At 57.1% G+C, this 24,213-nt stretch carries 20 protein-coding genes; 17 read left to right on the forward strand and 3 right to left on the reverse strand.

Going from position 1 to position 24,213, the window contains the following annotated elements:
* Positions 1-42: 42 nt before the first annotated feature.
* Positions 43-1,089: an ABC transporter ATP-binding protein gene (locus ACR3FB_RS21490; protein ID WP_480565278.1), complete on the reverse strand. Its 1,047-nt coding sequence runs from the start codon at positions 1,087-1,089 to the stop codon at positions 43-45.
* Positions 1,090-1,241: 152 nt separating this feature from the next.
* On the opposite strand from ACR3FB_RS21490, the gene ACR3FB_RS21495 reads away from it, so the two are divergent.
* Positions 1,242-2,255: a nuclear transport factor 2 family protein gene (locus tag ACR3FB_RS21495; RefSeq protein WP_480565281.1), complete on the forward strand. Its 1,014-nt coding sequence runs from the start codon at positions 1,242-1,244 to the stop codon at positions 2,253-2,255.
* Positions 2,252-3,124, forward strand: a complete 873-nt coding sequence (locus tag ACR3FB_RS21500) for an amidohydrolase family protein (protein WP_480565283.1) — start codon at positions 2,252-2,254, stop codon at positions 3,122-3,124. Before ACR3FB_RS21495 ends, ACR3FB_RS21500 begins: the two co-directional genes overlap by 4 nt.
* 209 nt (positions 3,125-3,333) lie before the next feature.
* Here the strand turns inward: ACR3FB_RS21500 and ACR3FB_RS21505 are convergent, their stop codons facing one another.
* Positions 3,334-4,581, reverse strand: a complete 1,248-nt coding sequence (locus tag ACR3FB_RS21505) for a flavin-containing monooxygenase (RefSeq protein ID WP_480565285.1) — start codon at positions 4,579-4,581, stop codon at positions 3,334-3,336.
* A 200-nt stretch (positions 4,582-4,781) separates the two neighbouring features.
* Here ACR3FB_RS21505 and ACR3FB_RS21510 point away from each other — a divergent pair, with 200 nt between their 5' ends.
* From ACR3FB_RS21510 to ACR3FB_RS21580, 15 genes are all read left to right on the forward strand, one after another.
* Positions 4,782-5,924, forward strand: a complete 1,143-nt coding sequence (locus tag ACR3FB_RS21510) for an aromatic ring-hydroxylating oxygenase subunit alpha (protein ID WP_480565287.1) — start codon at positions 4,782-4,784, stop codon at positions 5,922-5,924.
* Positions 5,925-5,926: 2 nt separating this feature from the next.
* Complete coding sequence (locus ACR3FB_RS21515; RefSeq protein ID WP_170473868.1) at positions 5,927-6,343, forward strand: RidA family protein; 417 nt, start codon at positions 5,927-5,929, stop codon at positions 6,341-6,343.
* A gap of 4 nt (positions 6,344-6,347) precedes the next feature.
* Entirely contained in the window at positions 6,348-7,022 is a 675-nt protein-coding gene (locus ACR3FB_RS21520) for a DUF1028 domain-containing protein (RefSeq protein ID WP_480565289.1), read from the forward strand.
* A 24-nt stretch (positions 7,023-7,046) separates the two neighbouring features.
* Positions 7,047-8,156: a Rieske 2Fe-2S domain-containing protein gene (locus tag ACR3FB_RS21525; RefSeq protein WP_170722486.1), complete on the forward strand. Its 1,110-nt coding sequence runs from the start codon at positions 7,047-7,049 to the stop codon at positions 8,154-8,156.
* Positions 8,157-8,210: 54 nt separating this feature from the next.
* On the forward strand, positions 8,211-9,146 hold the full coding sequence (locus tag ACR3FB_RS21530) for a LysR family transcriptional regulator (RefSeq protein ID WP_480565292.1): 936 nt from the start codon (positions 8,211-8,213) through the stop codon (positions 9,144-9,146).
* Positions 9,143-10,288 (forward strand): acetylornithine deacetylase, encoded by a 1,146-nt coding sequence (argE, locus tag ACR3FB_RS21535; protein ID WP_170692644.1) that lies wholly within the window; start codon positions 9,143-9,145, stop codon positions 10,286-10,288. Before ACR3FB_RS21530 ends, argE begins: the two co-directional genes overlap by 4 nt.
* A 613-nt stretch (positions 10,289-10,901) precedes the next feature.
* Positions 10,902-13,325 carry a DUF3141 domain-containing protein gene (locus tag ACR3FB_RS21540; protein WP_480565295.1) on the forward strand — a complete coding sequence of 808 codons (2,424 nt, stop codon included), beginning with the start codon at positions 10,902-10,904 and terminating at the stop codon, positions 13,323-13,325.
* Between the two features lie 153 nt (positions 13,326-13,478).
* Positions 13,479-14,840, forward strand: coding sequence for a V-type ATP synthase subunit B (locus ACR3FB_RS21545; protein WP_480565298.1), 1,362 nt, complete (start codon positions 13,479-13,481; stop codon positions 14,838-14,840).
* Positions 14,818-15,423, forward strand: coding sequence for a V-type ATP synthase subunit D (locus tag ACR3FB_RS21550; RefSeq protein WP_170380336.1), 606 nt, complete (start codon positions 14,818-14,820; stop codon positions 15,421-15,423). Before ACR3FB_RS21545 ends, ACR3FB_RS21550 begins: the two co-directional genes overlap by 23 nt.
* Positions 15,420-17,216, forward strand: coding sequence for a V-type ATP synthase subunit I (locus ACR3FB_RS21555; RefSeq protein ID WP_480565301.1), 1,797 nt, complete (start codon positions 15,420-15,422; stop codon positions 17,214-17,216). Before ACR3FB_RS21550 ends, ACR3FB_RS21555 begins: the two co-directional genes overlap by 4 nt.
* Positions 17,213-17,656, forward strand: a complete 444-nt coding sequence (locus ACR3FB_RS21560) for an ATP synthase subunit C (RefSeq protein WP_170324458.1) — start codon at positions 17,213-17,215, stop codon at positions 17,654-17,656. The genes ACR3FB_RS21555 and ACR3FB_RS21560 overlap by 4 nt, the downstream gene beginning before the upstream one ends.
* Positions 17,656-18,333: a hypothetical protein gene (locus ACR3FB_RS21565; RefSeq protein ID WP_425084639.1), complete on the forward strand. Its 678-nt coding sequence runs from the start codon at positions 17,656-17,658 to the stop codon at positions 18,331-18,333. Before ACR3FB_RS21560 ends, ACR3FB_RS21565 begins: the two co-directional genes overlap by 1 nt.
* A 1-nt stretch (position 18,334) precedes the next feature.
* Positions 18,335-19,027 carry a hypothetical protein gene (locus ACR3FB_RS21570; protein WP_480565304.1) on the forward strand — a complete coding sequence of 231 codons (693 nt, stop codon included), beginning with the start codon at positions 18,335-18,337 and terminating at the stop codon, positions 19,025-19,027.
* The gene (locus tag ACR3FB_RS21575; protein ID WP_425084637.1) at positions 19,024-20,865 is read left to right on the forward strand and encodes a V-type ATP synthase subunit A; all 1,842 of its coding nucleotides are present in this window, start codon (positions 19,024-19,026) and stop codon (positions 20,863-20,865) included. The genes ACR3FB_RS21570 and ACR3FB_RS21575 overlap by 4 nt, the downstream gene beginning before the upstream one ends.
* Before the next feature lie 377 nt (positions 20,866-21,242).
* Complete coding sequence (locus ACR3FB_RS21580) at positions 21,243-22,985, forward strand: sugar phosphorylase (protein ID WP_425084636.1); 1,743 nt, start codon at positions 21,243-21,245, stop codon at positions 22,983-22,985.
* On the opposite strand, the gene ACR3FB_RS21585 is transcribed toward ACR3FB_RS21580, so the two are convergent.
* A complete protein-coding gene (locus tag ACR3FB_RS21585) occupies positions 22,963-24,198 on the reverse strand; it encodes a glycosyltransferase family protein (protein ID WP_425084635.1) in 1,236 nt (411 codons plus the stop codon). The genes ACR3FB_RS21580 and ACR3FB_RS21585 overlap by 23 nt on opposite strands.
* Positions 24,199-24,213 lie beyond the last annotated feature (15 nt).

The raw sequence follows: 24,213 nt of genomic DNA on the forward strand, positions 1-24,213 counted from the left end.
ACGCCCGGACCACTGTTATGCCCCGAAGGGCTGTTGGCGGGGCTACTCCCCGATCCGCGCACCGCTTCCAGCTTCGAAGAGGTGACAGATTTCTGTTGGCACCGAGAATGAGACATCATCCCCGATCTCGGCGCGGAAGGACTTGTCGGCCTTGACCGACACCAAAGCCCCACCGACCCGGACCGAGATCATGGTCGCGTCGCCCAAGAGCTCCAGCGTGTAGATCGGTGCGGTGATCTGGCCCGCGCCTTCGGCAAGACTGGCATCCTCGGCCCGGAAACCCAGTGTCATGGGGCCATCTGGTGCGTTGACCGGGATCTCGACATGTTCCGCACGGAACACGCCGCCCGCGACCTCACCTTCCATCAGGTTCATAGCGGGCGAGCCGATAAAGCTGGCGACAAAGGTATTCGCCGGTCGGTCATAGATTTCGGTCGGGCTGCCGACCTGTTGCACCACGCCCTGTTTCATCACCACAACGCGGTCGGCCAGTGTCATCGCCTCGATCTGGTCGTGGGTGACATAGATCGTCGTCACCGCCAGCTCATGGCTGAGGTTCTTGATTTGCGCCCGGGTCGAGACCCGCAGCTTGGCATCCAGGTTCGACAGAGGCTCGTCCATCAGGAACACGTTCGGTTCACGTACGATGGCGCGGGCCAGGGCCACCCGCTGCCGCTGTCCGCCCGACAGTTCCGCGGGTTTGCGATGCAGGAAATCGTCTAGCTCGACCATCGCGCTGGCGCGACGAACCTTATCGTCATGGGTCGCCGGGTCGACGCCGCGCACTTTCAGAGGAAAGCGGATGTTCTCATAGACATTCATGTTGGGGTAGAGCGCGTAGCTTTGGAACACCATAGCCACGTCGCGGTCTTTGGGCTCCAAATCGTTGACGACTTTACCGTCGATCAGGATATCGCCCTCAGTCACGTCCTCAAGCCCGGCGATCATCCGCATCGTGGTGGTCTTGCCGCAACCCGATGGTCCCAGCAGCACCAGAAACTCGCGATCTGCGATGGTTAGGTCAAAATTGTGGACCCCCACAAACGAACCCCATCGTTTGCCGACGTTACGCAGTTGAATTTCCGCCATGGTGCCCCCAACTAGGATTCGTTTTGCATACGTTTGCAAAACTGTAATTCGCATATATCAAATCAGGCAAGACTTTTTTGCATACGTATGCAAGAATGTGGAAAATACCCGATTCACTCTAGCGATACAAAACGCGCAAAACCCTGACACAAATGGAAAATACCGTGACCTTCCAGAAAGAGAAAAAAGTTATCTCTGACTTTCATTCCGCATTGGATTCAGCGACGCCCCAAGACGTTCCCAGCGTCATGGGGCGTTTCTGCACACCTGATTCAGTTTGGCGCGGCTTTCACCCATTCAACTTGATCAATGATGCTGAACAGGTGGCCCAGCAATTCTGGATGCCACTGAAATCCAGTCTGACACGACTTCAAAATCGGGTGGATATCATGTTCGCCGGGCAGAATTCGCTGCGTGATGAGTCAGATGTTTGGATCGTCACCATGGGGCATTTGATGGGCCTGTTCGACCATCCCTGGCTGGGTATTCGCCCGACCGGAAAGCTGGCGTTTCTGCGCTATTGTGCCTTCTACAAGGTCGCCGATGGCCAGATCACGGAAACGGCGATGTATTTCGACATACCACACCTGATGGTGCAGGCCGGGCAGAACCCGTTTCCTCCGCAAACAGCGGCACATCTGGTGCAACCCGGCCCAATGCCACATGACGGCCTGCTGCTCACGGAACAACCCGTCATAGAAGGTGAAAAAACACTGGCATTGATCAATGCGATGATCTCGGACCTTGGCCAGTGGCAAGGCGGGTTACCGCTTGAGGAAGAGTTGGCCAGAACCTGGCATCAAGACATGATCTGGTGGGGGCCCGAGGGGATAGGTGCGACCTACACGATCGAACGCTATGCCAAGCAACACTCGGGACCGTTCCGTGCGGGTTTCAAAGACCGGTCAAAGACCAAACATATCTGCCGTCTGGCGGAAGGGCACTATGGCGGCTTCTTTGGCTGGCCCAACTTCACCGCAACGCCCTCAGGAGGGTTCATGGGTATGCCGGCCACTGGCAAACCGGGTGAGTTCAGGGTGATCGACATTTATCGCCGTGCCGAGGACAAACTGGCCGAAAACTGGATTTTCATAGACCTGCTGCATTTCTGGAAACAACAGGGCGTCGACGTTTTGGATCGCACCGCTGGGATCGAAACACCATGAAGATAGACGCTCATCACCATCTGTGGGATCTGAACGCGGTCAAGTATCCTTGGTTGATGGAAAAGGGCGCCGTTCGGTTTTTTGGCGACCCCACGCCGATCCAGCGTGACTATTTATTACCAGAATTTCGTGCAGATGCGTCGGCACAGGGCTTCTCGGCTTCGGTTCATATCCAGGTCGGCGCCGCCGATCCCTGGGCCGAGGCGCAGTGGGTTCAAGCCGTAGCCGATCAATATCCGGACTGGCCGCTGGTTCAGGTCGTATTTTGCGATCTGACGGCCAACGATCTGGAATACCAGCTGGATCGCTTTCAATCGCTACCCTCGGTCCGGGGTGTTCGTCAGATCGTCGGACGCGCGCCCGGCGAAGATGCCAAGACGGGTACAAACAGATTGCTTGAAAACCGGGATTTCCGGACTGGCCTGAAAGTCGTGGGCGAGCGAGGCCTTTCCTTTGACCTGCAATTGCTTCCCGAACTGATGGAACAAACTGCCGAAGTGCTTTCGCAGGCACTAAGTACGCCTGTCGCTCTTTGTCACGCTGGCTCACCACATGACCGCAGTGCTGAGGGGTTAAGTCTCTGGCAAGATGCGCTTAGTTCCCTATCCAAACTGCCTCACGTCCATTGCAAATTCTCGGGGCTTGGCATGTTTGATCACAATTGGAGCGCCCAAAGCGTCGCGCCAATCGTTTCAACCTGCTTGTCGCAATTCGGCGCAGATCGTTGCATGTTCGGATCGAACTATCCGGTCGACAGTCTTTCTTCGACTTACCATGAACTAGTGTCGCGCCTTCAAGAACTGATCCCTGACGCGCATCAGAACAGCGTGTTCCAAGATACTGCAAAGAGGTTCTACCGTTTTGAATGAGGTTGGAAACTGTACTCGAAGTTGATCGGCCCTTTGCAACTGAAGGTGCCGCGTGGGGCGATACGCTTAGATAAGTGCACGCCCAGATTCATTCGGTTTCATCATTTCAGGCAATCACAGCCCGACTTTCGGCTTCAAATTAAAACCGAGCCAGACAGATCAGTCCGCTCATGCAAACGGCCTGAATCTCTTTTGCAAGTCGACACCTCTCAAGGAGAGTTTGGTGCATAGGCCAGATAGTTTTCCTGAATAGAGATCTGGTCCGCGATGAACTTTGCATCGTGCCAAACGCCCCAGATGAACGAGGACCCACGGCGCGATTGCCATGGCAGCCCGACGAAATACAGCCCTGGCACCTGAGAGACACCACGCTGATGGATCGGTCTGCCTCGGTCGTCCAGCGTGTCTGCCTCTAGCCAGTCGTAATCAAACTGGAACCCAGTTGCCCAGATCACGGTGCGGATATTGTTGCGCTCAAGGTCCAGCTCGCGAATGGGGTCTGACACACAGGCGGGATCGTCCCCTACGACCCAGGCCTCGGGCTCTTCTGGTAGGTCCATGCCGGTGCGCGCAACATAGGCATCGGCGGCTTCGAGCAGGGACAACATGTTTGCGTCGCCCGCATCAAGATTGGCTTTGAGGTCATCAGCGATATGGAGAACGCCGTTTTCATATCCCGACGACATCCCCAGTAAAGTGATACCGCGCTGGGCAAGTTTCCTGAAATCTACAGTTTTGCCGCCATGCGCGCCACTGACTGCGATTGTGACATGCTCGGTGTCGGGCGCCGGAGTATCCAAATTCCAAATGCCGAGCACTCCCAGCCACCAGACATTGTCTCGCCCGCGATAGCGACGTGGAGGTCGGTCATGGGGGCCAATGGAGAAGAAAACCTCGCGCCCAGCATCATGCAATTCGGCCGCGATCTGCGATCCGGAGGAACCACCGCCGATGACCAGAACGGCGCCCTCAGGCAAAGCCTCGGGATTGCGATACGCGGTGGAATGCATCTGCAGAACGTCAGAGGATTCGGGGATGATCGGCGGAATCGCCGGTTTCTGAAACGGCCCTGTGGCACAGACGAGGTGGCGCGCTTCTATGGGACCTTGCGACGTTTCGATCAAAAAACCCGCGCGGTTTTCATGCGGGCGCGCACGCGTCACCGTAACGCCTGTGCGCACGGGCGCGTCGATCATTTTGGCATAGTCTTCAAAATACTTGGCCACGCATTCCTTGCGCGGAAACGCGTCGCGGTCGCCGGAAAACTCGAGGCCCGGGAAGCGATCATGCCATGCCGGACCATTTGCAACGAGTGAATCCCACCGTTCGGATCGCCAACGTTCGGCAATGCGGCCCCGCTCTAAAAGGACGTGTTCAATGCCTTGGGCACGGAGATGCTCGCTTGTGGCAATGCCCGCCTGACCTGCGCCAATCACCACCGTGTCGAAGTTTTCCATCGCGTCACCTTTTTTGCCGTGCTGGGTATCTGTTGGCCCGGCTGCTTCTTTTGCTTGTGCAACCCTAATTTTGTATCATCTTATGTCGATTAGATTTTACCTAATCACCGGTAAGATAGACTTTTGGTTTGTTTCCGGCAAAAGCCGTCTCAGTATGTGAATGCGGTGGCCGCCCGCGACTCAGGCAAAGAGGTTCGTTCATGCCCAAAGACCACGTTGATCCTATCGCCGCTCTGCGCGCGAACACCTCGGTCCCATTTGAACGTGCGCGGGCCATGCCGACCGAGGTCTATACCGAGCAGAGCTTTGTCGATGCAGAGCTTGAGCACATCTTCCGAAAGGACTGGTACTGTGTGGGCCGGGCCGACGCCTTGTCGTCTGTAGGGGACTATGTGGCCTGCGAACTGGCCGGGCAGCCAATCGTTGTGTTGCGCGACAGAGACGGCGATCTGCGCGCGATGAGCAATGTATGCCTGCACCGCATGTCGACGCTTTTGCATGGGCGCGGGAATGCAAAGACAATCGTCTGCCCCTATCACGCCTGGACCTACAACCTCGACGGAAAGCTGCGCGGTGCGCCCGCGATGAAGCAGAACGAGGGGTTTTGTAAAGAAAACTACGCGTTGCCTCAGGTCCGCTGCGAAGAATGGCTAGGCTGGGTCTTTGTTTGCCTTGATCCAAATGCGGCCCCCGTGGCCGAGCAACTGTCCGAAGTGGCGACAATGATCGAAGGCTATAATATGGCCAACTATTCCGAGGCGTTCTACGAAGAACATGTCTGGGATACTAACTGGAAGGTGTTGGCCGAGAATTTCATGGAAAGCTACCATTTGCCGGTGTGCCACGCGGGCACGATTGGTGGCTTGTCGCGGCTGGAGGATATGATTTGCCCGCCCGGTAGCGCGGCCTTCAACTACCACACGATTCTGAAGGATGAATCCCTACGCATTGCCATGGCGCACCCCAGCAATGATCGGCTGAAAGGCGATGAACGCCGCATGACCTTTCTTCTGGCGCTTTATCCAAGCCTTATGATCACGCTGACGCCAGGGTATTTCTGGTATCTGTCCTTGCATCCCAAAGGGCCGGGTCAGGTGCATATCCGCTTTGGCGGTGGCATGTCGAATGACTTTGCGGATGACCCGGATGCGCAAGGCAATTTCACCGCGCTCAAGGCGCTTCTGGATGACGTGAATGTCGAAGATCGTGGCTGTACCGAAAAAGTGTTTCGGGGCTTGTGTTCAGACGCAGCAACGCCCGGGCATCTCAGCCATCTGGAACGCCCGAACTATGACTTTGCGCAATATCTGATGGCAAAGATCGACGCAGGAGGCGCGACCTAAATATGGCTCACACCCGCATCCGCCCTTTCAATACCGGCGATACCTACCCAGAACAGTCGCTCGACAATGACCTGTGCCAAGCCGTCGTCACACGCGGCGGGAGTACTGTCTGGATGCGCGGGCAGTGCCCCCAGAACCTGGACGATGCCAAGAACATCGACAGCCACGATCCGGCAGAGCAGACCCACAAGGTGATGCAGAATATCAAGCAATTGATCGAAGAAGCAGGCGGCGAAATGGAGCATCTCGTCAAAGTGGTCGTATACATCACCGATGTTCGCCACCGTGAGGCTGTGTATCGGACCATGGGCGAATACATCAAAGGTGTGCATCCTGTCTCGACCGGTCTGGTTGTACAGGCTCTGGCTCGGCCTGAATGGCTGGTGGAGATTGACGCCACCGCCGTGATCCCGGACTAGCCCCGTGACTTTCTCTCTTGTGGCCCGATGCGCGCAGACTGGCATGTTTGGCATGGCAATCTCGTCTTCCTCTCCTGCCGTTGCAGCCCGTTGCGCCTATGCCCGTGCAGGCGTTGGCGCTGTAGCAAGCCAGAATGTCACCGATCCTAGCCTTGGTCCAAAGACGCTCGATCTGATGGAACAGGGTGCCTCGGCTGAAGCGGCGGTGCGCCAAATCACTGGTGAGGCCGCGCACATCGCCTATCGGCAGCTTCTGGCAATTGACGGAAACGGAACCACAGCCATCCACTCCGGCCAAAACGTGCTGGGCAACTGGAACGAGGCGCAGGGCAGGGATATTGCATCGGGCGGCAATCTTCTGGCCCATGACGGTGTGCCCGCTGCCATCGTGTCCGCATTCGAAGATGCGGCGGGTCACTTGGGTGACCGGCTGATTGCAGCACTCCGCGCTGGGCTTGCTGCCGGTGGCGAGGCCGGGCCCGTGCATTCCGCGGGTCTGATGCTGGTCGACAAAGTCAGCTGGCCCGTGGCCGACCTGCGGTGCGACTGGACCGAGGATTGCCCCATTGAATCGGTTGCAACCGCCTGGAACGTCTACAAACCACAACTGGACGATTACGTGCGCCGCGCACTCGATCCCTCCTCCGCGCCCTCCTATGGCGTGCCGGGGGACGCGTAAGACATAACAACAAGGGAGGCCGGGATGACCCATTTGCGAACGAAACTTCAAGACTTGGCCGCCTTGCCCGCGGATCGCCCGATGGGTATGCCCGGCGCGTTCTATACCTCACAGGAGCAATTCGACCACGAGGCGCAGACTGTGCTGCGCAGCGGGTGGCATTGCTTGGGTCGGGTCGACGAAATTCCGGAACCCGGTGATTTCTTCACTGTCCAGCTTCTGAATGAACCCTTGCTTGTCGTGCGTGGCGATGAAGGTGAAATCCGCGCGCTGGCAAATGTGTGTCGGCATCGCGGCATGCCGCTGGCCGAAGGAAGCGGTAATACAAAGCGGTTTGTATGCTCATATCACGCATGGGCCTACGGGCGCGACGGTGCATTGCTGCGTGCCCCACGGATGGAGAATGCGGGCTTTGATCCCAAATCCTGCAGGCTGCCGGAACACAAGGTGCAGCTTTGGAACGGGTTCATTTACGTAAACCTTACGCCAGACGCCCCGCCGTTTGAGCACCCCGAGCTTGATGCCATGCTGGCGCCCTATGAGACTGAGGATTTCCGCCTTGTGCATGTGGCTGAAGAGAACTGGCAGACCAACTGGAAATGCCTGGTCGAGAACTTCATGGAAGGCTACCACCTGAGTGTGGTCCATCCGCAAACCCTTCACGGCTACACCCCGTCGGGGCTGTCTCGCAAGCTGGTCAGCGGGGATGGCTACACCTCCTACGCTGCCAATTACCCTGATAATATCACGCCGCGCGGAGACGGCGCAGCGGGCCTGAGCGAGGCAGAACGAAAACGGTCATCCCTCTTTGCCAAGTTTCCCACGCAGGTGGCCAGCCAAGCCGCCAGCCTGCTCGTATCGCTGTCTATTTTCCCGATCAACGCGAACCTGATCCGCGTCAAATGGACGATGTCCGTCTATCGCGATAACCTCGATCACGACACGATCCAGGGGCGAATCGCGCTCTGGGAAGAGGTCAACCGCGAGGATCGCGAAAAGCTTGAACGCATGCAGGTCGCGCTGCATTCAGCCCACGCGATCGAAGGGCCGCTAGCAGGGGATGACTATGAAGGCACGATCCGCGATTTCCAGACCTGGCTGGCCCAACAGGATAGTGCCCCTGATCTGGCCTGAGAGTATGCGATGCGCTAAGACCTCTGCCAACGTCTCTAAAATAGGAGCGTCTGCGTGCCGCGTCTGACCCTCCGGCAGTTGGAGTACCTCGTTGCGGTTGGCGAAGCAGGCAGTATAGCGCGGGCCGCAGACCGGTTGAACGTCTCCTCGCCGTCGATCTCATCGGCCATCACCCAGCTTGAAGAGGAGTTGGCGATTTCGCTGTTCGTACGGCAACACGCGCAGGGCCTGTCACTGACACAAGGTGGGCAAAGGGTGCTTGAAAAAGCCCGCCAGGTCCTAAATGACGCAAGAGAGATCGCAAACATTGCGGCCGATATTTCAGGTACGGCGCGCGGCCCTCTCGCGGTGGGCTGCCTCCTGACCTTTGCGCAACTTGTTTTACCGCGGTTGCGGCGCGGGTTTGAAACCGGATTTCCCGATGTCAGGATCGCCCAGAAAGAACTGAACCAGGCAGAGATATTCAACGCGTTGCAACGGTCCGAGATCGACATTGCGCTGACCTATGACATGGATATTCCAACCGATCTGAATTTCATCGGGCTGGTGCGCCTGAACCCTTTTGCATTGCTGCATGCCGGGCATGAATTTGCGACACGGACATCCGTATCCATTGATGATCTGGCGGACCTGCCAATGATCCTCCTCGATTTGCCGATCAGTACCGACTACTTCCTGTCGCTGTTTACGGCATCCTCGCGCCAGCCTCGTATCGTGGAGCTGACGCGAGACATGGCCGTGATGCGTTCAATGGTTGGGAACGCCTTTGGCTATTCCATCGCCAATGTGCGCCCGCAAAGCAATACATCACCGGACGGCAATCCGCTTGTTTGCGTGCCGATTACCGGGCCGGTTCGGTCCTTGAGAATGGGCCTTTTGACCACCCATGGTGCGGAAAAGTCGCGTACGGTGTCTGCGTTCATAGACTATGCGCAAGCTCAGGCCCGCGCGGGCGCCTTCCGCGCCATCGGAGGAGAAGCGCTTTCATGAGTGTCTCACTAGAGGTTCTGGAGCGTCTGGTTGCCTTTGAAACCGTCAGTGCCCGATCCAACCTCGATATGATCGCCTATATCGAAGACTTTCTGCGCAATCGCGGCTTTCGGGTGCAGCGCATCGTGGATCCTGACGAACCTAAGGCAGGGCTTTTTGCAGAAATCGGGCCATCTGTTGAAGGTGGGCTGTTACTCTCTGCGCATTCCGACGTGGTGCCAGTTGAGGGGCAGGATTGGAGTGTAAGCCCCTTCAAACTTACCCGACAGGAAGGCCGATTGTACGGGCGTGGAACGACCGATATGAAAGGCTTTCTGGCTGAGATGTTGGCCCTCGCCGATGCCGTGCACGGTCGGGAGCTGAAAACGCCCCTAAAGCTCTTGGTGTCTTACGACGAAGAGATCGGCTGCGTCGGGATTTCACGCATGAAAAAGCAGCTGCCGTCGCTGTTGGAGCGTCCCAGACTGGCCATTGTAGGCGAGCCGACCGAGATGAAGGTCGCTATCGGCCATAAAGGCAAGCGTGCCTACCGCGCCGACATTAAAGGAGAGGCCGGACATTCCGCGCTCGCCCCGCAATTTGTCAACGCACTCCATGTTGCCGTCGATTTCGTCGCAAAGTTGCGCCAGATGCAGCAGAAGGCCCAACAAACCGGGATCCGCAACGACGCCTACGATGTTCCCTATACGACCTTCCATGTTGGCCAGCTGTCCGGCGGCACAGCTCTCAACCTTGTACCCGACAAGGCGACGCTTGTGTTTGAGTTCCGGCATCTGGCGGAAGATGACCCCGACGAGATCGAAGCCGAGCTTCAGCAGGCAGCAGACGCGGTTTTGGCCAAGTTTCCAACGGCTGCCCAAATCTCGCTTCGGGCGTTGGCGGGATACCCCGGGTTGTCAGTCTCCAGCTCTGAGCCAGAGGTCTCACTTGTCAAATCCTCTGGCGGCGGCGAAACAACCCACGTTGCATTCGGAACTGAGGCTGGCGTTCTGTCAGACCTTGGCATCGCGACAGTGGTGTGCGGCCCAGGGTCTATGGCGGAACAAGGCCACAAGCCTGATGAGTACGTTTCCGAGGAACAATTGGTTGCTTGTTCCCTCATGCTTGGAAAAGTCGCGAATGAGGTGTTGTTTGGCCTCTAGGGCAGATGTGTTTTTTGTGAGGTCAGTTGCGAAGCTTCCGACAATTGACGCCCACACTTGATGCGTATGAATGCCGTCTGCTCCGGTAAGGGGCGGTCCTGGATTGGCGTATTGTGGTCAGCTTTAAGCGTTGTCCATTCTAATGGATCGGTCGCGTGCCGTCAGAGATTGTTGCGAAGTCTAATGTGCCACAACCTTGCTACAGAACGACTTTGACGCAGCGTTGGCGAGGTAGTTTGACCATTCAAATGTTTCGAATCGATTGAGAAGTGGTATGCTGCACTGCAGAAATCGAGGCGCCACTATGTTCCACCTGAATAGGTCAAAAGCTGTCGTCATCGGAGTAGCGAGCGATCGGTCGATCGCGTGGGGTTATGCACGCGCGCTGCAGTCGCAAAGCGAAGATGTCGCCAGGCCTTCTGAAAACCCGTGTCGTCACCGGGATAGCCAATTTTGGTGCGCTGCAGCAAAGCATGCACCCACACACCACTTCGCGACCATCAAAGATGTCGACCTGTGCATCGTTTCTTGCAAGCAGCGAGGCGTTCAATTTGACCGGGGGCATACTCCCCATCGACGGTGAAACCAACATCGTCCGAGGAAGGATAAATCAATGGCTCGGAATTCATTCGCGAATGAAAAGGCATCGAACCTTGCAACGGGTGAAAACATAACGGCCGTGAACAGCAAATTGTTTGACGCAATTTCCAACGTGCTCGATCAATCTGGTGTTCAGTATGAAATTCTGTCTCGTGCCGCCACCATTCAGGCACAAAAAATAACTGAATACCATTCGGATCGGGTTCTGAACCTGACAAGCGATCTGCGAGATCTTGCGGTGCAATTCACGCAGACGAAATCTGTTGGCTCGGCTTGGGCGGACTACGTCAAGGATGCTGGTCAGCGCGTCGCCTTGACGATGGATGCCTTGCGTGAGCGTGGTGACGTTTTCATCGAACATGAAGCGGCCGGTTGCCCGCCAGTGCTTGCCTATGACTACGAAGTGATCGTTGATGGGGCCGAACTCGACCGGCCCTGTAACTATCACCTATTGCGCATCGTCCCCCCGCAAGGGATAGACGTAGACGATCACAAACGCCCCTACATCATCATTGATCCGCGTGCCGGTCATGGTGATGGTATTGGTGGATTCAAGTCCGACAGCCAAGTCGGTGTGGCGCTGGCCACGGGCCATCCGGTCTATTTTGTAAGTTTCGGCCGTGATCCGGTTGAAGGTCAGACACTAGTCGACGTCATGCATGCCGAGGCTGGATTTGTTCGAACAGTCAGCGCGCGTCACCCCAAAAGCCCGCAACCGGTCGTGACAGGAAATTGCCAGGGAGGTTGGGCGACATTGCTGATGGCGGCCTGCAACCCCGATCTGACCGGGCCTTTGGTGCTTAATGGAGTGCCGGTTGCACCTTGGTCGGGTGAGGTTGGTGAAAACCCCATGCGCTACAATGGTGGTATGCTTGGCGGCACCTGGCAGCCGATGTTCTGGTCAGATTTGGGGAATGGTAAGTTCGACGGCGCCAATCTGGTGATGAATTTCGAGCAGCTAAACCCCAGCCGAAACTACTTTGGAAAATACTTCGATCTGTATCGCGATCCCGAAGCTGGCAGGCAGCGCTTCATTGATTTTGAGCGCTGGTGGGGTGGGTTCTTTCTTCTGAACGAGGCCGAAATTCGATGGATTGTCGAACAGCTGTTCGTTGGAAACCGGCTAGTCAAGAATACCGCGCAACTGGAACCCGGAGTTCCCGTTGATCTCAAGGCGATCAAAGCGCCGATTTTTGTCTTTGCAAGCCATGGCGACAATATTACGCCGCCGCAACAGGCGTTGAACTGGATTGCCGAAACCTATGCGGACAAAGAGGAAATACGGGTATGCGGCCAACGCATCATCTACATGCTTCATGAAGAAGTGGGGCATCTGGGCATCTTTGTTTCCTCCAAGGTCGCGCGCAAAGAGCACGCAGGCTTGGCGTCTACACTTGAGACGGTCGAGGCAATGGCGCCGGGTCTCTATGAGATGATCATTGATAACATTGAAGGGGATGGGGTCGATAAGTCGTTCGAAGTTCGTTTCGTCGAGCGTACGCTTTCCGATGTCGCAGCATTGGATGACGGTCGGCAGGATGAGACCAGCTTTGCCGCAGTGGCGCAAATGTCCGAAGTGCAAGCAGGAGCTTATGAAACCTTCGCTCGCCCGGCGGTGCAAGCCCTGTCGTCACCGGTGATGGCCCGGGCTTTGCGCGATGTACATCCATTGCGTGCACAGCGCGCTGCGATGTCTTCGAGCACAGTTTTGGGGAAAGGAATCGAAACTCTGGCGCAGAATGCCAGAGCGCAGCGCGCTCCCGCCGATGCTGAAAATCCATTTTTGAAATGGGAAAAACTCACTGGTGAATGGATTGAGCAGTCGATGGATCTTGGCCGAGATTTGCGCGACGCCTGGTATGAGGCGTCATTCTTCGCCATCTGGGGCGGGCCGTTTGCGTCTTGGTTCGGGCAAAGGAATGCAGCTCGCCGTACCCTGCCGGATCCGGCGACTTTGCGCGATCTGCCCGAGGTCAGCACTGTGCTTGCTCATATGCGGCAAGGGGGTCTACCCGAGGCGGTCATTCGTATACTGGTTCTATTGGCTGACAGTCACAAAGGCTTTCGTGCCGAGATTTTGCACCGGTGGGCGCATATCTTTCACCACGAAGCGCCGTTTAAATCCCTTTCGGTCACCGACCGTCAACGTATTCTGCATGAGCAATCTCTGGTCGCCACCTTCGATCCGAAGGGCGCGGTCGACACGTTGCCTTATCTATTGCCCGACAAAGCGCGGCGCACTGAAGCCGTCGAGCTTGTCAAGCACATCATAGGTGAAGTCCGAACGCCCTCTAAAGAACTGGAAGAAATGGCCAATCTGCTTGTACGGGTTTTGGACTACAGTGGGGATGCTGAAACTGAGGCAAAGCCAGCGTCAGAGTCATCACCAGCTCGACCCAGAAAGCGAAGAGTAAAGACAAAATCCAGTCTGAATTAAAACGATTTCATTGCTTTAGGCTGGAAACGTCTATTTACTTGGCGGCAACCAGATTTGCCAGATCAATATAAATCCCTCCGGCGCTGATGCTTTGGTGGGCAGCACGAAGGTGGAAAGAATTTAAACTCTTAAACATGCGACTTAGGGTAGGCGATGTCTCAGAGTCTTTTGAAGTATACACGTGTTTTGGAAATTGTCGGCGACACGATCAAGGTTCGTGTGCCGGTTGACGATGGTGGCGCACCGGCTGTTCGGTTCAATGATCTGGCGGTGATCGAAACGGTTGATGGGCATAAAACGCTGGCCCAGGCGATCTTTATCGACCGGGATGTGGTGACGCTGCAGGTGTTCTCGGGCACCAAGGGCATCTCGACCGAGGCGACAGCGACTTTCCTGGGTCACCCGATGCAGACGCCGTATTCAGCCAATATTCTGGGCCGTGTTTTTGACGGCGCGGGAGAGCCGATTGACGGCGGCCCTGACCTGTCGGCCGAGCCGCGGATCGATATTGGCGGGCCGACAGTGAACCCGGCCGAACGGGCCGTACCCAACAAGATGATCCGCACCGACGTGCCGATGATCGACGTGTTCAATACGCTGGTCGAAAGTCAGAAGATCCCGATCTTTTCGGTCTCGGGCGAACCGTTCAACGCCTTCCTCAGCCGCATCGGCATACAGGCGGACGCGGATATCGTGGTCTTCGGCGGCTTGGGGTTGATCTTCGATGACTATCACACGTTTCGGACTTCGTTCGAGGATGCAGGGGTGTTCTCGCGCACTGTGATGTTCGTCAATCAGGCCATGGACCCTCTGGTGGAACGCCTTCTGGTGCCAGACATGGTGCTGGCCGTGGCCGAGAAATTCGCGGTGGAAGAGGGTAAGCGCGTTCTCGTGCTTCTGACCGACATGACCGCCTATGCTGATGCGATGAAAGAGGTGGGCATCAGTCAGGAACGCGTCCCCTCACAGCGTGGCTATATGGGTGATCTCTATTCTCAACTGGCACGGCGCTACGAGAAAGCATGCGACTATGCCAAGGGCGGGTCGGTAACCGTGCTGACCGTGACGACAATGCCCGGCAACGATGTGACCCACCCTGTGCCGGACAACACGGGCTACATCACCGAGGGGCAGTTCTACCTGCATTCGGGCGTGATTGACCCGTTCGGCAGCCTCTCGCGTCTGAAGCAAAACGTCATAGGCAAAACCACACGAGAGGATCACGGGCAGATCATGAACACGATGATCCGCTTCTATTCGGAAAGCCGGGATGCCGCGCAGAAACAGGCGATGGCCTTTGATCTGTCGGACTACGATCACCAACTGCTGAAATTCGGTGCGCTGTTTCGCAAGCGGTTCATGGACATCAATGTCTCGATCCCTTTGGAGGACGCGCTGGATCTGGGCTGGGAAACACTGGCCGAGTGTTTTGCGCCTGAACAATTGCTGATGAAGCAAGCTCTGATCGACAAGTATTTCCCAAAGGACGGTGATGGCGCGGTTGCAGCTGAATAAGTCGTCGCTCGCCCGCGAGCAGACACAGCTGAAAAGCTATGAGCGGTTCCTGCCGTCGCTGGACCTGAAGCGCCAGCAGTTGATGGCCGAACGCGCCAAAGCACGCGAAGATGTAAAGCGTCTCGAAGACGAAGTGAGCGATCTGGCGCAACAGGTCGGCGCGAAGCTCCCCATGCTGGCGCAGAAGGGCATTGATCTGGACGGGTTGGTCGAGCTGAAAGACTACAAGGTCAAAGAGGTGAATGTCGTGGGCGTCAAGATGCCCGCCCTTGACCGGATTGAGGTTTCGGTGCGGCCGTACTCACGGCTGGCCAAGCCCCATTGGGTCGACGCCGCCGCGCAACTGCTGCACGACATGATCGAGGCGCGTCTGCGGGTGAAAGTGGCGGAAGAGCGGGTGAAGATATTCGACAAGGCCGTCGCCACGATCACGCAACGGGTCAATCTGTTCGAAAAAGTTCTTATCCCGCGCGCCAAGGCCAATATCAAGAAGATCCGCATCTATCTGAGTGATGAGCAGATGCAGGCCGTCGTGCGCTCGAAAATCTCCAAGCGCAAACATGCGCAGGAGGCCGTGTCATGAGTGTTGCACGGCTCAAAAAACTCTCGTTGGTGGGACGGTCGGCGCAGAAGGTCGAAACGCTTGAGGCGCTGCAGGCGTTGGGTTGTATGCATGTGCTGCCCCTGGCCCCTCCGCCAGCTGAGCCGGAAAAGGTTAACGAACGGGGGGCGCATGAAGCATACAAGGCGCTGCGTTTTTTAACTGATGTCCCCGAGCCTCGCAGGCAAATACAACGCGATCCTGAGTTCCAGATGGATCAGTTCGTCAAAGACGTGCTGGACCTGATGCAGCGCACGCGTGACATGTCAGACCGGCGGGATTTTCTGGCCCATCGGATTGCTCAGGTGCAGCCTTGGGGGGATTTGGATTTCCCGCCCGACGATGTGCTGGCGGGCAACCGGTTGTGGTTCTACCAACTGCCCCTAAAGCATCGGGACGCGTTGGAGAATCTGGCGCTGCCTTGGGCCATTCTCGAACAGGATCACCGCTTCATCTATGCCGTCCTGATTGCACCAGACGAACCGGCCGATGACATCCTGCCGGTTCCACGCACGCACACCGGGTCCTTGCCGATTCACGAGTTGGAGGCGCAGCTGGAAGAGGCAGAGATCGCGATAGAAGCGCTTGAGGCGGAACGGGTTGCGCAGACCCGATATCTAACGCTGATGCGGCGCAACCTGTCCGTAGCTGAAAGTGCGGCAGAGCTAGCCCACGCCACCCAGAAGGTCCGCGACGAAGAGTCGGTGTTTGCCCTGCAAGGCTGGGTGCCCGAGGATCGGATTGATGCGGTTCTGGAGATGGCGGGGGCGAAAGACGCCGCCGTTCTGATCGAAGACCCGGCCGCCAATGACGCCCCTCCCACATTGCTGGAGCAGTCGGAACAGCGCAGCGCTGCTGTGGACTTGGCGCTGTTTTACCAAGTGCCGGGCTACAAGGATTGGGACCCGAGCGTGATCGTCGCCGCCTCTTTCGCATTCTTCTTTGCAATGATCGTGGCAGATGCTGGATACGGGGCCGTCATTCTGCTGGGCCTGTTGCTGTTCTGGAAGCGTTTGGGCGGGACGGTCAGCCAACAATCCTGGAGGCGCTACGGTGTGATCGTCTCGGTGGCGACCATCCTCTATGGCGTGTTGGTCGGGAGCTATTTTGGGGTCGCGCCGCCTGATGGGTCCCTTCTGGGAAAGGCCAAGCTGCTGGATCTGAATAACTTCGGCGCGATGATGATGATCTCGATTGTTGTCGGTGTCTTGCATCTTGTGCTGGCCAACGCTCTGGCCGCGCATGCGGCATGGGGGCAGCGTAAAGCGGTTGCCAACCTGGGTTGGATCGCGGCGCTGATCGGTGGGTTTGTTTTGTGGCTCAGCTACATGAAAGGCCAATCAGCAGCGCCGGGCGCGATGATATTGGGCGCGGGTCTTTTGGCGATCCTGCTGTTTACCAGCGAGAGGCAGATCAAAAAACCAATCGACTGGCTCTGGCGACTTATTGACGGTGTGCAGGGTCTTGCCGGGGCCATGGGCGCATTCGGAGATGTCCTCAGCTACATGCGCCTGTTTGCGCTTGGCTTGGCTTCGGCCTCGCTTGCGATCACATTCAACGATCTGGCGGTCTCGGTGATCCACGCGCTGAAAGGGCCCGGCATTTTGTTCGGCCTGTTGATCCTGATCATCGGCCACATATTGAACTTCGCCCTCGCCATGATGAGCGGCGTCGTCCACGGGTTACGTCTCAATTACATCGAATTCTTTAAATGGGGTCTGCCGGATGAAGGCATCGTCTTTCGTCCGTTCGCCCGCAAGGAGGTTCAGGAATGAATGAGCTTGTTCTGACATTGGGTTGGCTGGGCATCTATGCCCCCATGGCGCTGGGCGCGGCGGCCAGTGCGATTGGCTGTTCGATAGCGGGCATGGCCAGTATTGGTGCGATGACCGAGACCGAGGGCGGCTATGGTCGGTTCGTCGGTGTTTCGGCCTTTCCATCTACGATGGTGATCTATGGCATCGTCATCATGTTTACCCTGAACCGCGATGTGACGCCGGAAAACGCGGGCGGGTTGTTCGGGATTGGCATCCTGTCGGGCATCGCGCTGATGTATTGCGGCATCTGGCAGGGGCGTGCCTGTGCCGCCGCGATCAATGCAACGAAAGAGAAGCCTGAGATTTTCGGCCTGTCCTTGGCTCCGGCCGCTATAATCGAAGGCTTTGGCGTCTTCGCCTTCGTCTTCGCCCTTGTGATCAGCGCGGGGATCAGTTGATGGCACAGGATGGCATGATCTCGCACGGCGTTGACGCGCTGATCGACAAACTGCGCAGTGATGGTGTGGCCGCCGGGCAGGCGGATGCTGAGAAACTGAGGGCGGATGCAAAGGCCGAGGCGGCCAAGATTCTGGCGAACGCCAAGCGTGAGGCGGATGCCTACCAGAAAAAGGCCCGCAGCGACTCCGACAGCTATCGCGCGGCAGGCGAAGAGGCGCTGAACACCGCCATGCGGGACGCGGTTCTGACCATGAAAGCGGGTCTGACGGATCGGTTTCGAGAGGACGTGGCGCGCCTCGTCACCAAAGAAATGGCAGACCCGGACCTGCTGAAACAGATGATCCTGGAGGTTGTCGGGCGCGCTTCTGAGGGCGCCAATCTTGAGGGCAAGATTCAGGTCATCCTGCCCGCAAAGGTCGCCACGCAAGAAGACATCAAGCAAAACGCTGATGACATCCAGTCCGGTAAGTTGACGAAATATGTGCTTGGCTTGACCGCCGAAATGCTGCGCGAACAGGTTGAATTGCATGCTGCAGACGACGCGCAGGGCGGTATCCGAGTTCGGGCCGAAGATCAGGGCGTGGTTCTGGACCTGACCGACAAAGCCGTGGCTTCGCTGCTGATGCAGCATCTGCAACCTCGTTTCCGCGCCGTGCTGGAAGGGGTGATCCGCTAACATGTCGGACCCCGACGCCTATATCGCTTTGATCAGCAGCCTACCGGGCTCGGAACGGTTGTTTGTAGCCAAACAGCCGCCCTTGTCGCGCCTGCGCCTTGAGCGGCGCTTGACGGCGCTGACATCCGAGGACGCGCGCGTTTTGAAGGCGTTGGAGCATGCTCTGAACTGGGGCGGCTATGACATGGACGTAACGGATGCTCAGGCGATCAAGCGATGCAAAGAAGCATTGGAGGATACGCCGCAACCAACTTTGCGGAAGGTTCTTGTGGAGCGCATGGATCTGCGCACTGCCGTTGCTGCACTGCGCCTGCGTAAGCAAGGCGGCAGCCCCCCTTCAGGGGTATTCGGAATGGGGCGTTGGAGCCGGCACATCCCCGAGAATTGGGGTGACCCGCATTTCCGTCTTGAAGGGGCGATGCCGTGGATCAAGGACGCGAAACAGTTATTGGACGCCGAAGATCCATTGGGCCTGGAGCGGTTGCTCTTATCGGTCAGTCACAAGCAACTGAAACAGCACGCATCTCGTCACTACTTCGATTTCGAAGCGGTGGCGATTTACGTGCTTAAATGGAACATTTTCGACCGCTGGGCGCAAAGCAACGCGCAGGATGCGGCCAAGAGATTTGAACATCTGGCGCAACAGGCCATGGCCGATGTCGCTGATATCGACTTTGAGGGAGCATACGCATGACCGCCCCAACCCCCGCCACGCAGACCGCCACCGCCCGCGTCGTTTCGGTGCAGGAGGGGCTTGTGCAGATCCAAGCCAACGCCGACGCCTCGGGCCAACCCGGACAGCTGGTCAAGAACGAGGTGGTTTTCATCCTGCCCACGCGCCCCGGCCCAGGCGGCAGGCAAGAGCGTCTAAAGGCCGAAGTGTTGCGCGTACGCGGTGATACAGCGGATGTGCAGGTCTATGAGAGTACCGACGGTGTCGCGGTCGGCGATCCCGTAGAACAATCGGGCCAGTTGCTGTCGGTCGAACTTGGGCCGGGCTTGCTGGGGCAGGTGTTTGATGGCCTGCAATCGCCGCTGCCCAAGGTGGCCAGCGAGTTTGGAACATTTCTGCCGCGTGGGGCAGACGTTGCACCGCTGGATGATCAGGCAAAATGGTCGTTCACGCCGTCGGTCAAGGTTGGGGATACGGTCACAGCAGGCGACAGCATTGGAACGGTGCCCGAAGGCCACTTCAGCCACAAGATCATGTTGCCCTTCAATTGGACAGGCGACTACAAGGTCGTTTGGGTCCAGAAGGGCGCGGCCACGATCCACGACATCGTTGCTCGGCTGGAGGATGAGCAGGGCGGTGAACACACACTCACCCTGTCGCAGAAATGGCCAGTACGTCGCCCCTTGCCAGAGAGCATCCTTAAACGCGCCCTGTCCGAACGCCTCTATCCAACTGAGCCGGTTCTGACCTCGCAGCGTCTGATTGATACGTTCTTCCCGATCGCTCGCGGCGGAACGGCCTGCATTCCCGGCCCGTTCGGAGCGGGCAAGACGGTGCTGCAAAACCTGATTGCGCGGAACGCCAAGGTAGATATCGTCATCGTCGTGGCCTGTGGCGAACGCGCTGGTGAGGTGGTCGAGACGATCCACGAATTCCCCAAGATGACCGACCCGACCACCGGCGGCAGCCTGATGGATCGCACGATCATCATCTGTAACACGTCCTCGATGCCGGTCGCCGCGCGCGAGGCCTCAATCTTCACTGGCATCACGCTGGGTGAGTATTACCGCCAGATGGGCTATGACGTTCTGCTGATCGCCGACAGCACCAGCCGTTGGGCGCAAGCCATGCGCGAAACCTCCGGCAAACTGGAAGAAATTCCGGGCGAGGAGGGGTTTCCGGCCTATCTGGAAAGCTCGATCAAGGGTTTGTACGAACGGGCAGGCGCGTTGAAAACCAATGACGACGATCTGGGCAGCTTGACCCTGATCGGGACTGTGTCACCGGCTGGGGGAAACTTTGATGAACCAGTCACGCAGTCCACTCTGTCTACGGTAAAATGCTTTCTCGGCCTGTCCTCGGAGCGGGCCTATAAGCGGTTCTATCCGGCCGTTGACCCGATGCTCAGCTGGTCGCGCTACACAGATCAGCTTTCTGACTGGTATGACAAGAACGCGGAACCCGGCTGGACAGGTAAGGTCAGGGACCTGCTGGCGTTGATCGAAAAAGGTGAGCAGGTCGATCAAATGATGCAAGTCACCGGCGAAGAGGGTGTCACCATCGAGGATTTTGTCACCCAACAAAAAGCGCTGTTTGTGGACATGGTCTACCTGCAGCAAGATGCCTTTGACCAGGTGGACGCAACCGTGCCCTTGGAGCGGCAAAAGATGACCTTTAAGCTGGTCTACGATGTCACCCAATCCACAGCCGATTTCGCCGACAAAGCCGAAGTGCGGCAGGTGTTCACGCACCTCACTGGATTGATGAAAAACTTTCACTACGAAGCCGAGAACACGCCGGAATTCAAATCAATCTGGCAACAGATCACCGATCTCTGTCATGAAAAATTCGGCATCTGACAAGTGGCTGGCCATTGAGGGCGAAAGCCGACTGCTGAGGGCAATGTCCGTGAGGTTTCGGGCTAGATAAAGCATCGGTCCCAAAGCTGTTGCAAACTTTTGAAAGGCCAAAGTGTCTTGGCCAATCGTAGTATGGCTTTCGAGGTCATCGCGTTGAAAACCCATCCATGATTCCGTCAAAAATAATCGATATCCGAAGGATGCTTTGTGCGACGGCCACATCGTGGGCGCGCAATTTTCTTTGACATCGACCAATTTACTGGCAGATGGATCGATAAACCTCGGGAAGGCGCGTCCTTGCAATTGGACTTGTTTGACAGATCTAATGCTCTGGCGAACAATTGAAATTTGACGAAGCCGAGACAAGCACAACGACCATGAGCCAGAATTTCTCCCGGCGACTGACGGATCTTCTGATCCGTATCTACCCGGACCATGACCATTCAGAATTGTCCGAGCAGATTGTGCAGGCGTTCTGGCCGCCCGGCCACCACCAGAGAAAGCAGGGGCGAAAGCCCGGCAATGGTCTGTGGTCAGAGCGGGACAGTGTTCTGATCACTTACGGCAATTCCATCGAGGACCAGGTTCATAAACCGCTGGACCTGTTGCACGATTTTCTTGTGCGTCATCTGCAAGGGGTCGTGAACGGCGTGCATATCCTGCCATTCTTTCCCTTCACGTCCGATGATGGATTTGCTGTTTCGGATTACTACAGCGTCAGTGCGCAATTGGGGGATTGGCCGGACATCACGCGTATCGCGGATGATTTCCACCTGATGTCGGATCTTGTGCTCAACCACGTGTCCAGTCAGGGGCTATGGTTCAACAACTACCTGCAGGGAAAGCCGCCGCATGACAGGTTCTTCTTCGAGGCCACGCCCGAAGATGATCTGCAGCCGGTGGTACGGCCCAGAACCACGCCGCTTTTGCGTCAGGTTGAAACCAGCCGTGGCGACCGTCACGTCTGGTGTACCTTCAGCCACGATCAGATTGATCTGGATTTCCGCAATCCTGAGGTGCTGATCGAAATGCTTCGGATCATCCGACTGCATATCGACAAGGGCGTGCGCATCCTGCGGCTGGATGCCGTGGCCTTTATCTGGAAAGAGGTGGGCACGACCTCGATCCATCTTCCTCAGACGCATGCGATCGTGCAACTGCTTCGGCTGCTTTGCGATTTCACGACAGAGACCGTCGTCCTGCTGACCGAAACCAATGTTCCGCGTACCGAAAACCTAAGCTATTTCGGCAATCGGAACGAGGCACATGCGGTTTACAACTTTCCCCTGCCTCCGTTGATTCTGCACGCCATGCAGTCCGGCACGGCCCGGTACTTGCGTGACTGGCAGGCGGCCATGCCTCCGGCGCAATTGGGGTGTGCCTATCTGAATTTCACCGCCAGCCATGATGGTATCGGGATGCGGCCCGCAGAAGGCCTGCTGCCACCCGAAGAAAAGGCGCGGATGATCGACACCGTGCGAAACCTGGGCGGGCTGGTTTCCATGCGCGCTTTACCGGATGGTCGCGAAGAACCCTATGAACTGAACTGCGCCTTCTTCGAGGCCATGCGCGCGACCTTTGACGGCGAAGACCAGTTTCACCTGGCGCGTTTCATCTGCTCGCAAACCATCGTCATGTCCCTTGAGGGCATTCCCGCGTTCTACATTCACTCTCTGTTGGCCACCCCAAACGACCATGAGGCGGTGGAACGTCGCGGGATGAACAGGGCGATCAACCGGCATCGCTGGCACTATCCGGACCTGTTGTCAAAGCTCGCCGACCCCGGATCGGATCAATCCCGAGTGTTGTCGGAAATGTCGCGCCGGTTGCGCATTCGCGCGCAGCAGTCGGCGTTCCACCCGAATGCGACGCAGTTTACCCTACGGCTCGACGAAAGGGTTTTCGGCATCTGGCGGCAGAGTCTGGATCGAAGCCAATCCATTTTCGCCCTTCACAACGTGTCTTCGGATCACGTGCAGATCAATCCGACAGAAGTGAACCTGATTGCCGAAGAAACATGGATGGACGCCCTGACCGGCGAGGTCTTTGGTGCCAATATGTCCGAATTCTCACTGGCGCCTTACCAGTGTCGCTGGATCACGAACGCCCCTGCGGTGTGAACTCATCCAGATCCAGCGCGACCGCTTCGCTCAGGTGGTGCAGGAACTCGGCATCTGCGGCATGGACCCGGTTCCATGTCGGGATAAACGGCGTCTCATGGGGGTTCTCCAAAAAGACCCGCCCGGCGCGGATGATGTTTTCGGCAAAGAGCTCGATCGACTTTTCCTCGGTGTGGCGATCAAGCGCCAAGCCGTTCATCTTTGCGTCGGTATAGTACCCCTCGAGCAAATCCAGAGCCGAGCGATAATAGGTCGCCTTGAGGGTCCGGAATGTGTTTGTGGTGAATACGGTACCATCTGCGGCCAGTTTGCGGAAAATGGCCTTACAGATGTCGGTAGACATTCGGCTTAGCCCGGTGTTGGCATCCTCAGGCGACAGCTTTTGATGCTTATGATCGTAATTGTCGGCAATCTCGACCTGGCAGACGGATTTGGGCGCGAGGTTCCTCCAGGCTTCGGATAGAACGCCGATTTCCAGCCCCCAGTCCGACGGGATGCGTAGATCGGGCAGGGTCGGTGTGCGAATGGCAAACTCGCCTGAAAGCGGGTAGCGGAAACTGCGCAGGTAATCGATGTAGTCCCGATCGCCGATCACCTTTTTTAATGCGATCAGCAAAGGGCTGACCAAAAGCCGAGTGACGCGGCCGTTCAGGTTGCCGTCGCCGATGCGCGGATAAAAGCCTTTGGCCATCTGGAACGGGAAGGTTGGGTTGACCACGGGGTAAACCAGCCGATCCAGCATATCCCGTTTGTAGGTCACGATATCGCAGTCATGGATCGCCATGACCGAGCTGTCGGCGCAGGCCAGCAGATAGCCGATGCAGGACCAGACGTTTTTGCCCTTGCCGGGTTCCTGTGGTGCAAGGCCGAGGTCGCGTAGCCGTTCTTCCAGCTGCAACATCCGAGGGCTGCTGTTCCAGATCACAACATGTTTCTGAGGCAAACGGTCAAAAAACGCTCTGGCGCTTTGGTATTGTTCTGCGTCGGCCTGATCGAGCCCGATGATGATGCGATGCAGGTAATTGACCTTGGACAGCTCGTCGATAATCCCTGCAAGGGCAGGGCCTTCCAGTTCAGAGTAGAGACAGGGCAGGATCAGTGTCACCTTGCGCGTTTCGGCAAAGACCGAGATTTCGTGCACCAGATGCTCGGCCGGGCGGCTTCGCAGGTTGTGAAGCGTGGTGATGTTTCCGTTTTGATGGAAGTCTGCCATTTGGGCTGCCTGTCT

The sequence above is a fragment of the Ruegeria sp. AO1 genome (genome assembly GCF_056535985.1).

Excerpts from the sequence above, each read along its gene's own strand:
- ACR3FB_RS21555 (WP_480565301.1), top strand. The coding sequence starts at position 15,420 with ATGAGTGTTGCACGGCTCAAAAAACTCTCGTTGGTGGGACGGTCGGCG.
- ACR3FB_RS21580 (WP_425084636.1), top strand. The coding sequence starts at position 21,243 with ATGAGCCAGAATTTCTCCCGGCGACTGACGGATCTTCTGATCCGTATC.
- ACR3FB_RS21550 (WP_170380336.1), top strand. The coding sequence starts at position 14,818 with ATGGCGCGGTTGCAGCTGAATAAGTCGTCGCTCGCCCGCGAGCAGACA.
- ACR3FB_RS21505 (WP_480565285.1), bottom strand. The coding sequence starts at position 4,581 with ATGGAAAACTTCGACACGGTGGTGATTGGCGCAGGTCAGGCGGGCATT.
- ACR3FB_RS21495 (WP_480565281.1), top strand. The coding sequence starts at position 1,242 with ATGGAAAATACCGTGACCTTCCAGAAAGAGAAAAAAGTTATCTCTGAC.
- ACR3FB_RS21515 (WP_170473868.1), top strand. The coding sequence starts at position 5,927 with ATGGCTCACACCCGCATCCGCCCTTTCAATACCGGCGATACCTACCCA.
- ACR3FB_RS21585 (WP_425084635.1), bottom strand. The coding sequence starts at position 24,198 with ATGGCAGACTTCCATCAAAACGGAAACATCACCACGCTTCACAACCTG.
- ACR3FB_RS21500 (WP_480565283.1), top strand. The coding sequence starts at position 2,252 with ATGAAGATAGACGCTCATCACCATCTGTGGGATCTGAACGCGGTCAAG.
- ACR3FB_RS21565 (WP_425084639.1), top strand. The coding sequence starts at position 17,656 with ATGGCACAGGATGGCATGATCTCGCACGGCGTTGACGCGCTGATCGAC.
- ACR3FB_RS21540 (WP_480565295.1), top strand. The coding sequence starts at position 10,902 with ATGGCTCGGAATTCATTCGCGAATGAAAAGGCATCGAACCTTGCAACG.
- ACR3FB_RS21545 (WP_480565298.1), top strand. The coding sequence starts at position 13,479 with ATGTCTCAGAGTCTTTTGAAGTATACACGTGTTTTGGAAATTGTCGGC.
- ACR3FB_RS21525 (WP_170722486.1), top strand. The coding sequence starts at position 7,047 with ATGACCCATTTGCGAACGAAACTTCAAGACTTGGCCGCCTTGCCCGCG.
- ACR3FB_RS21490 (WP_480565278.1), bottom strand. The coding sequence starts at position 1,089 with ATGGCGGAAATTCAACTGCGTAACGTCGGCAAACGATGGGGTTCGTTT.
- ACR3FB_RS21570 (WP_480565304.1), top strand. The coding sequence starts at position 18,335 with ATGTCGGACCCCGACGCCTATATCGCTTTGATCAGCAGCCTACCGGGC.
- ACR3FB_RS21560 (WP_170324458.1), top strand. The coding sequence starts at position 17,213 with ATGAATGAGCTTGTTCTGACATTGGGTTGGCTGGGCATCTATGCCCCC.
- ACR3FB_RS21510 (WP_480565287.1), top strand. The coding sequence starts at position 4,782 with ATGCCCAAAGACCACGTTGATCCTATCGCCGCTCTGCGCGCGAACACC.
- ACR3FB_RS21575 (WP_425084637.1), top strand. The coding sequence starts at position 19,024 with ATGACCGCCCCAACCCCCGCCACGCAGACCGCCACCGCCCGCGTCGTT.
- argE (WP_170692644.1), top strand. The coding sequence starts at position 9,143 with ATGAGTGTCTCACTAGAGGTTCTGGAGCGTCTGGTTGCCTTTGAAACC.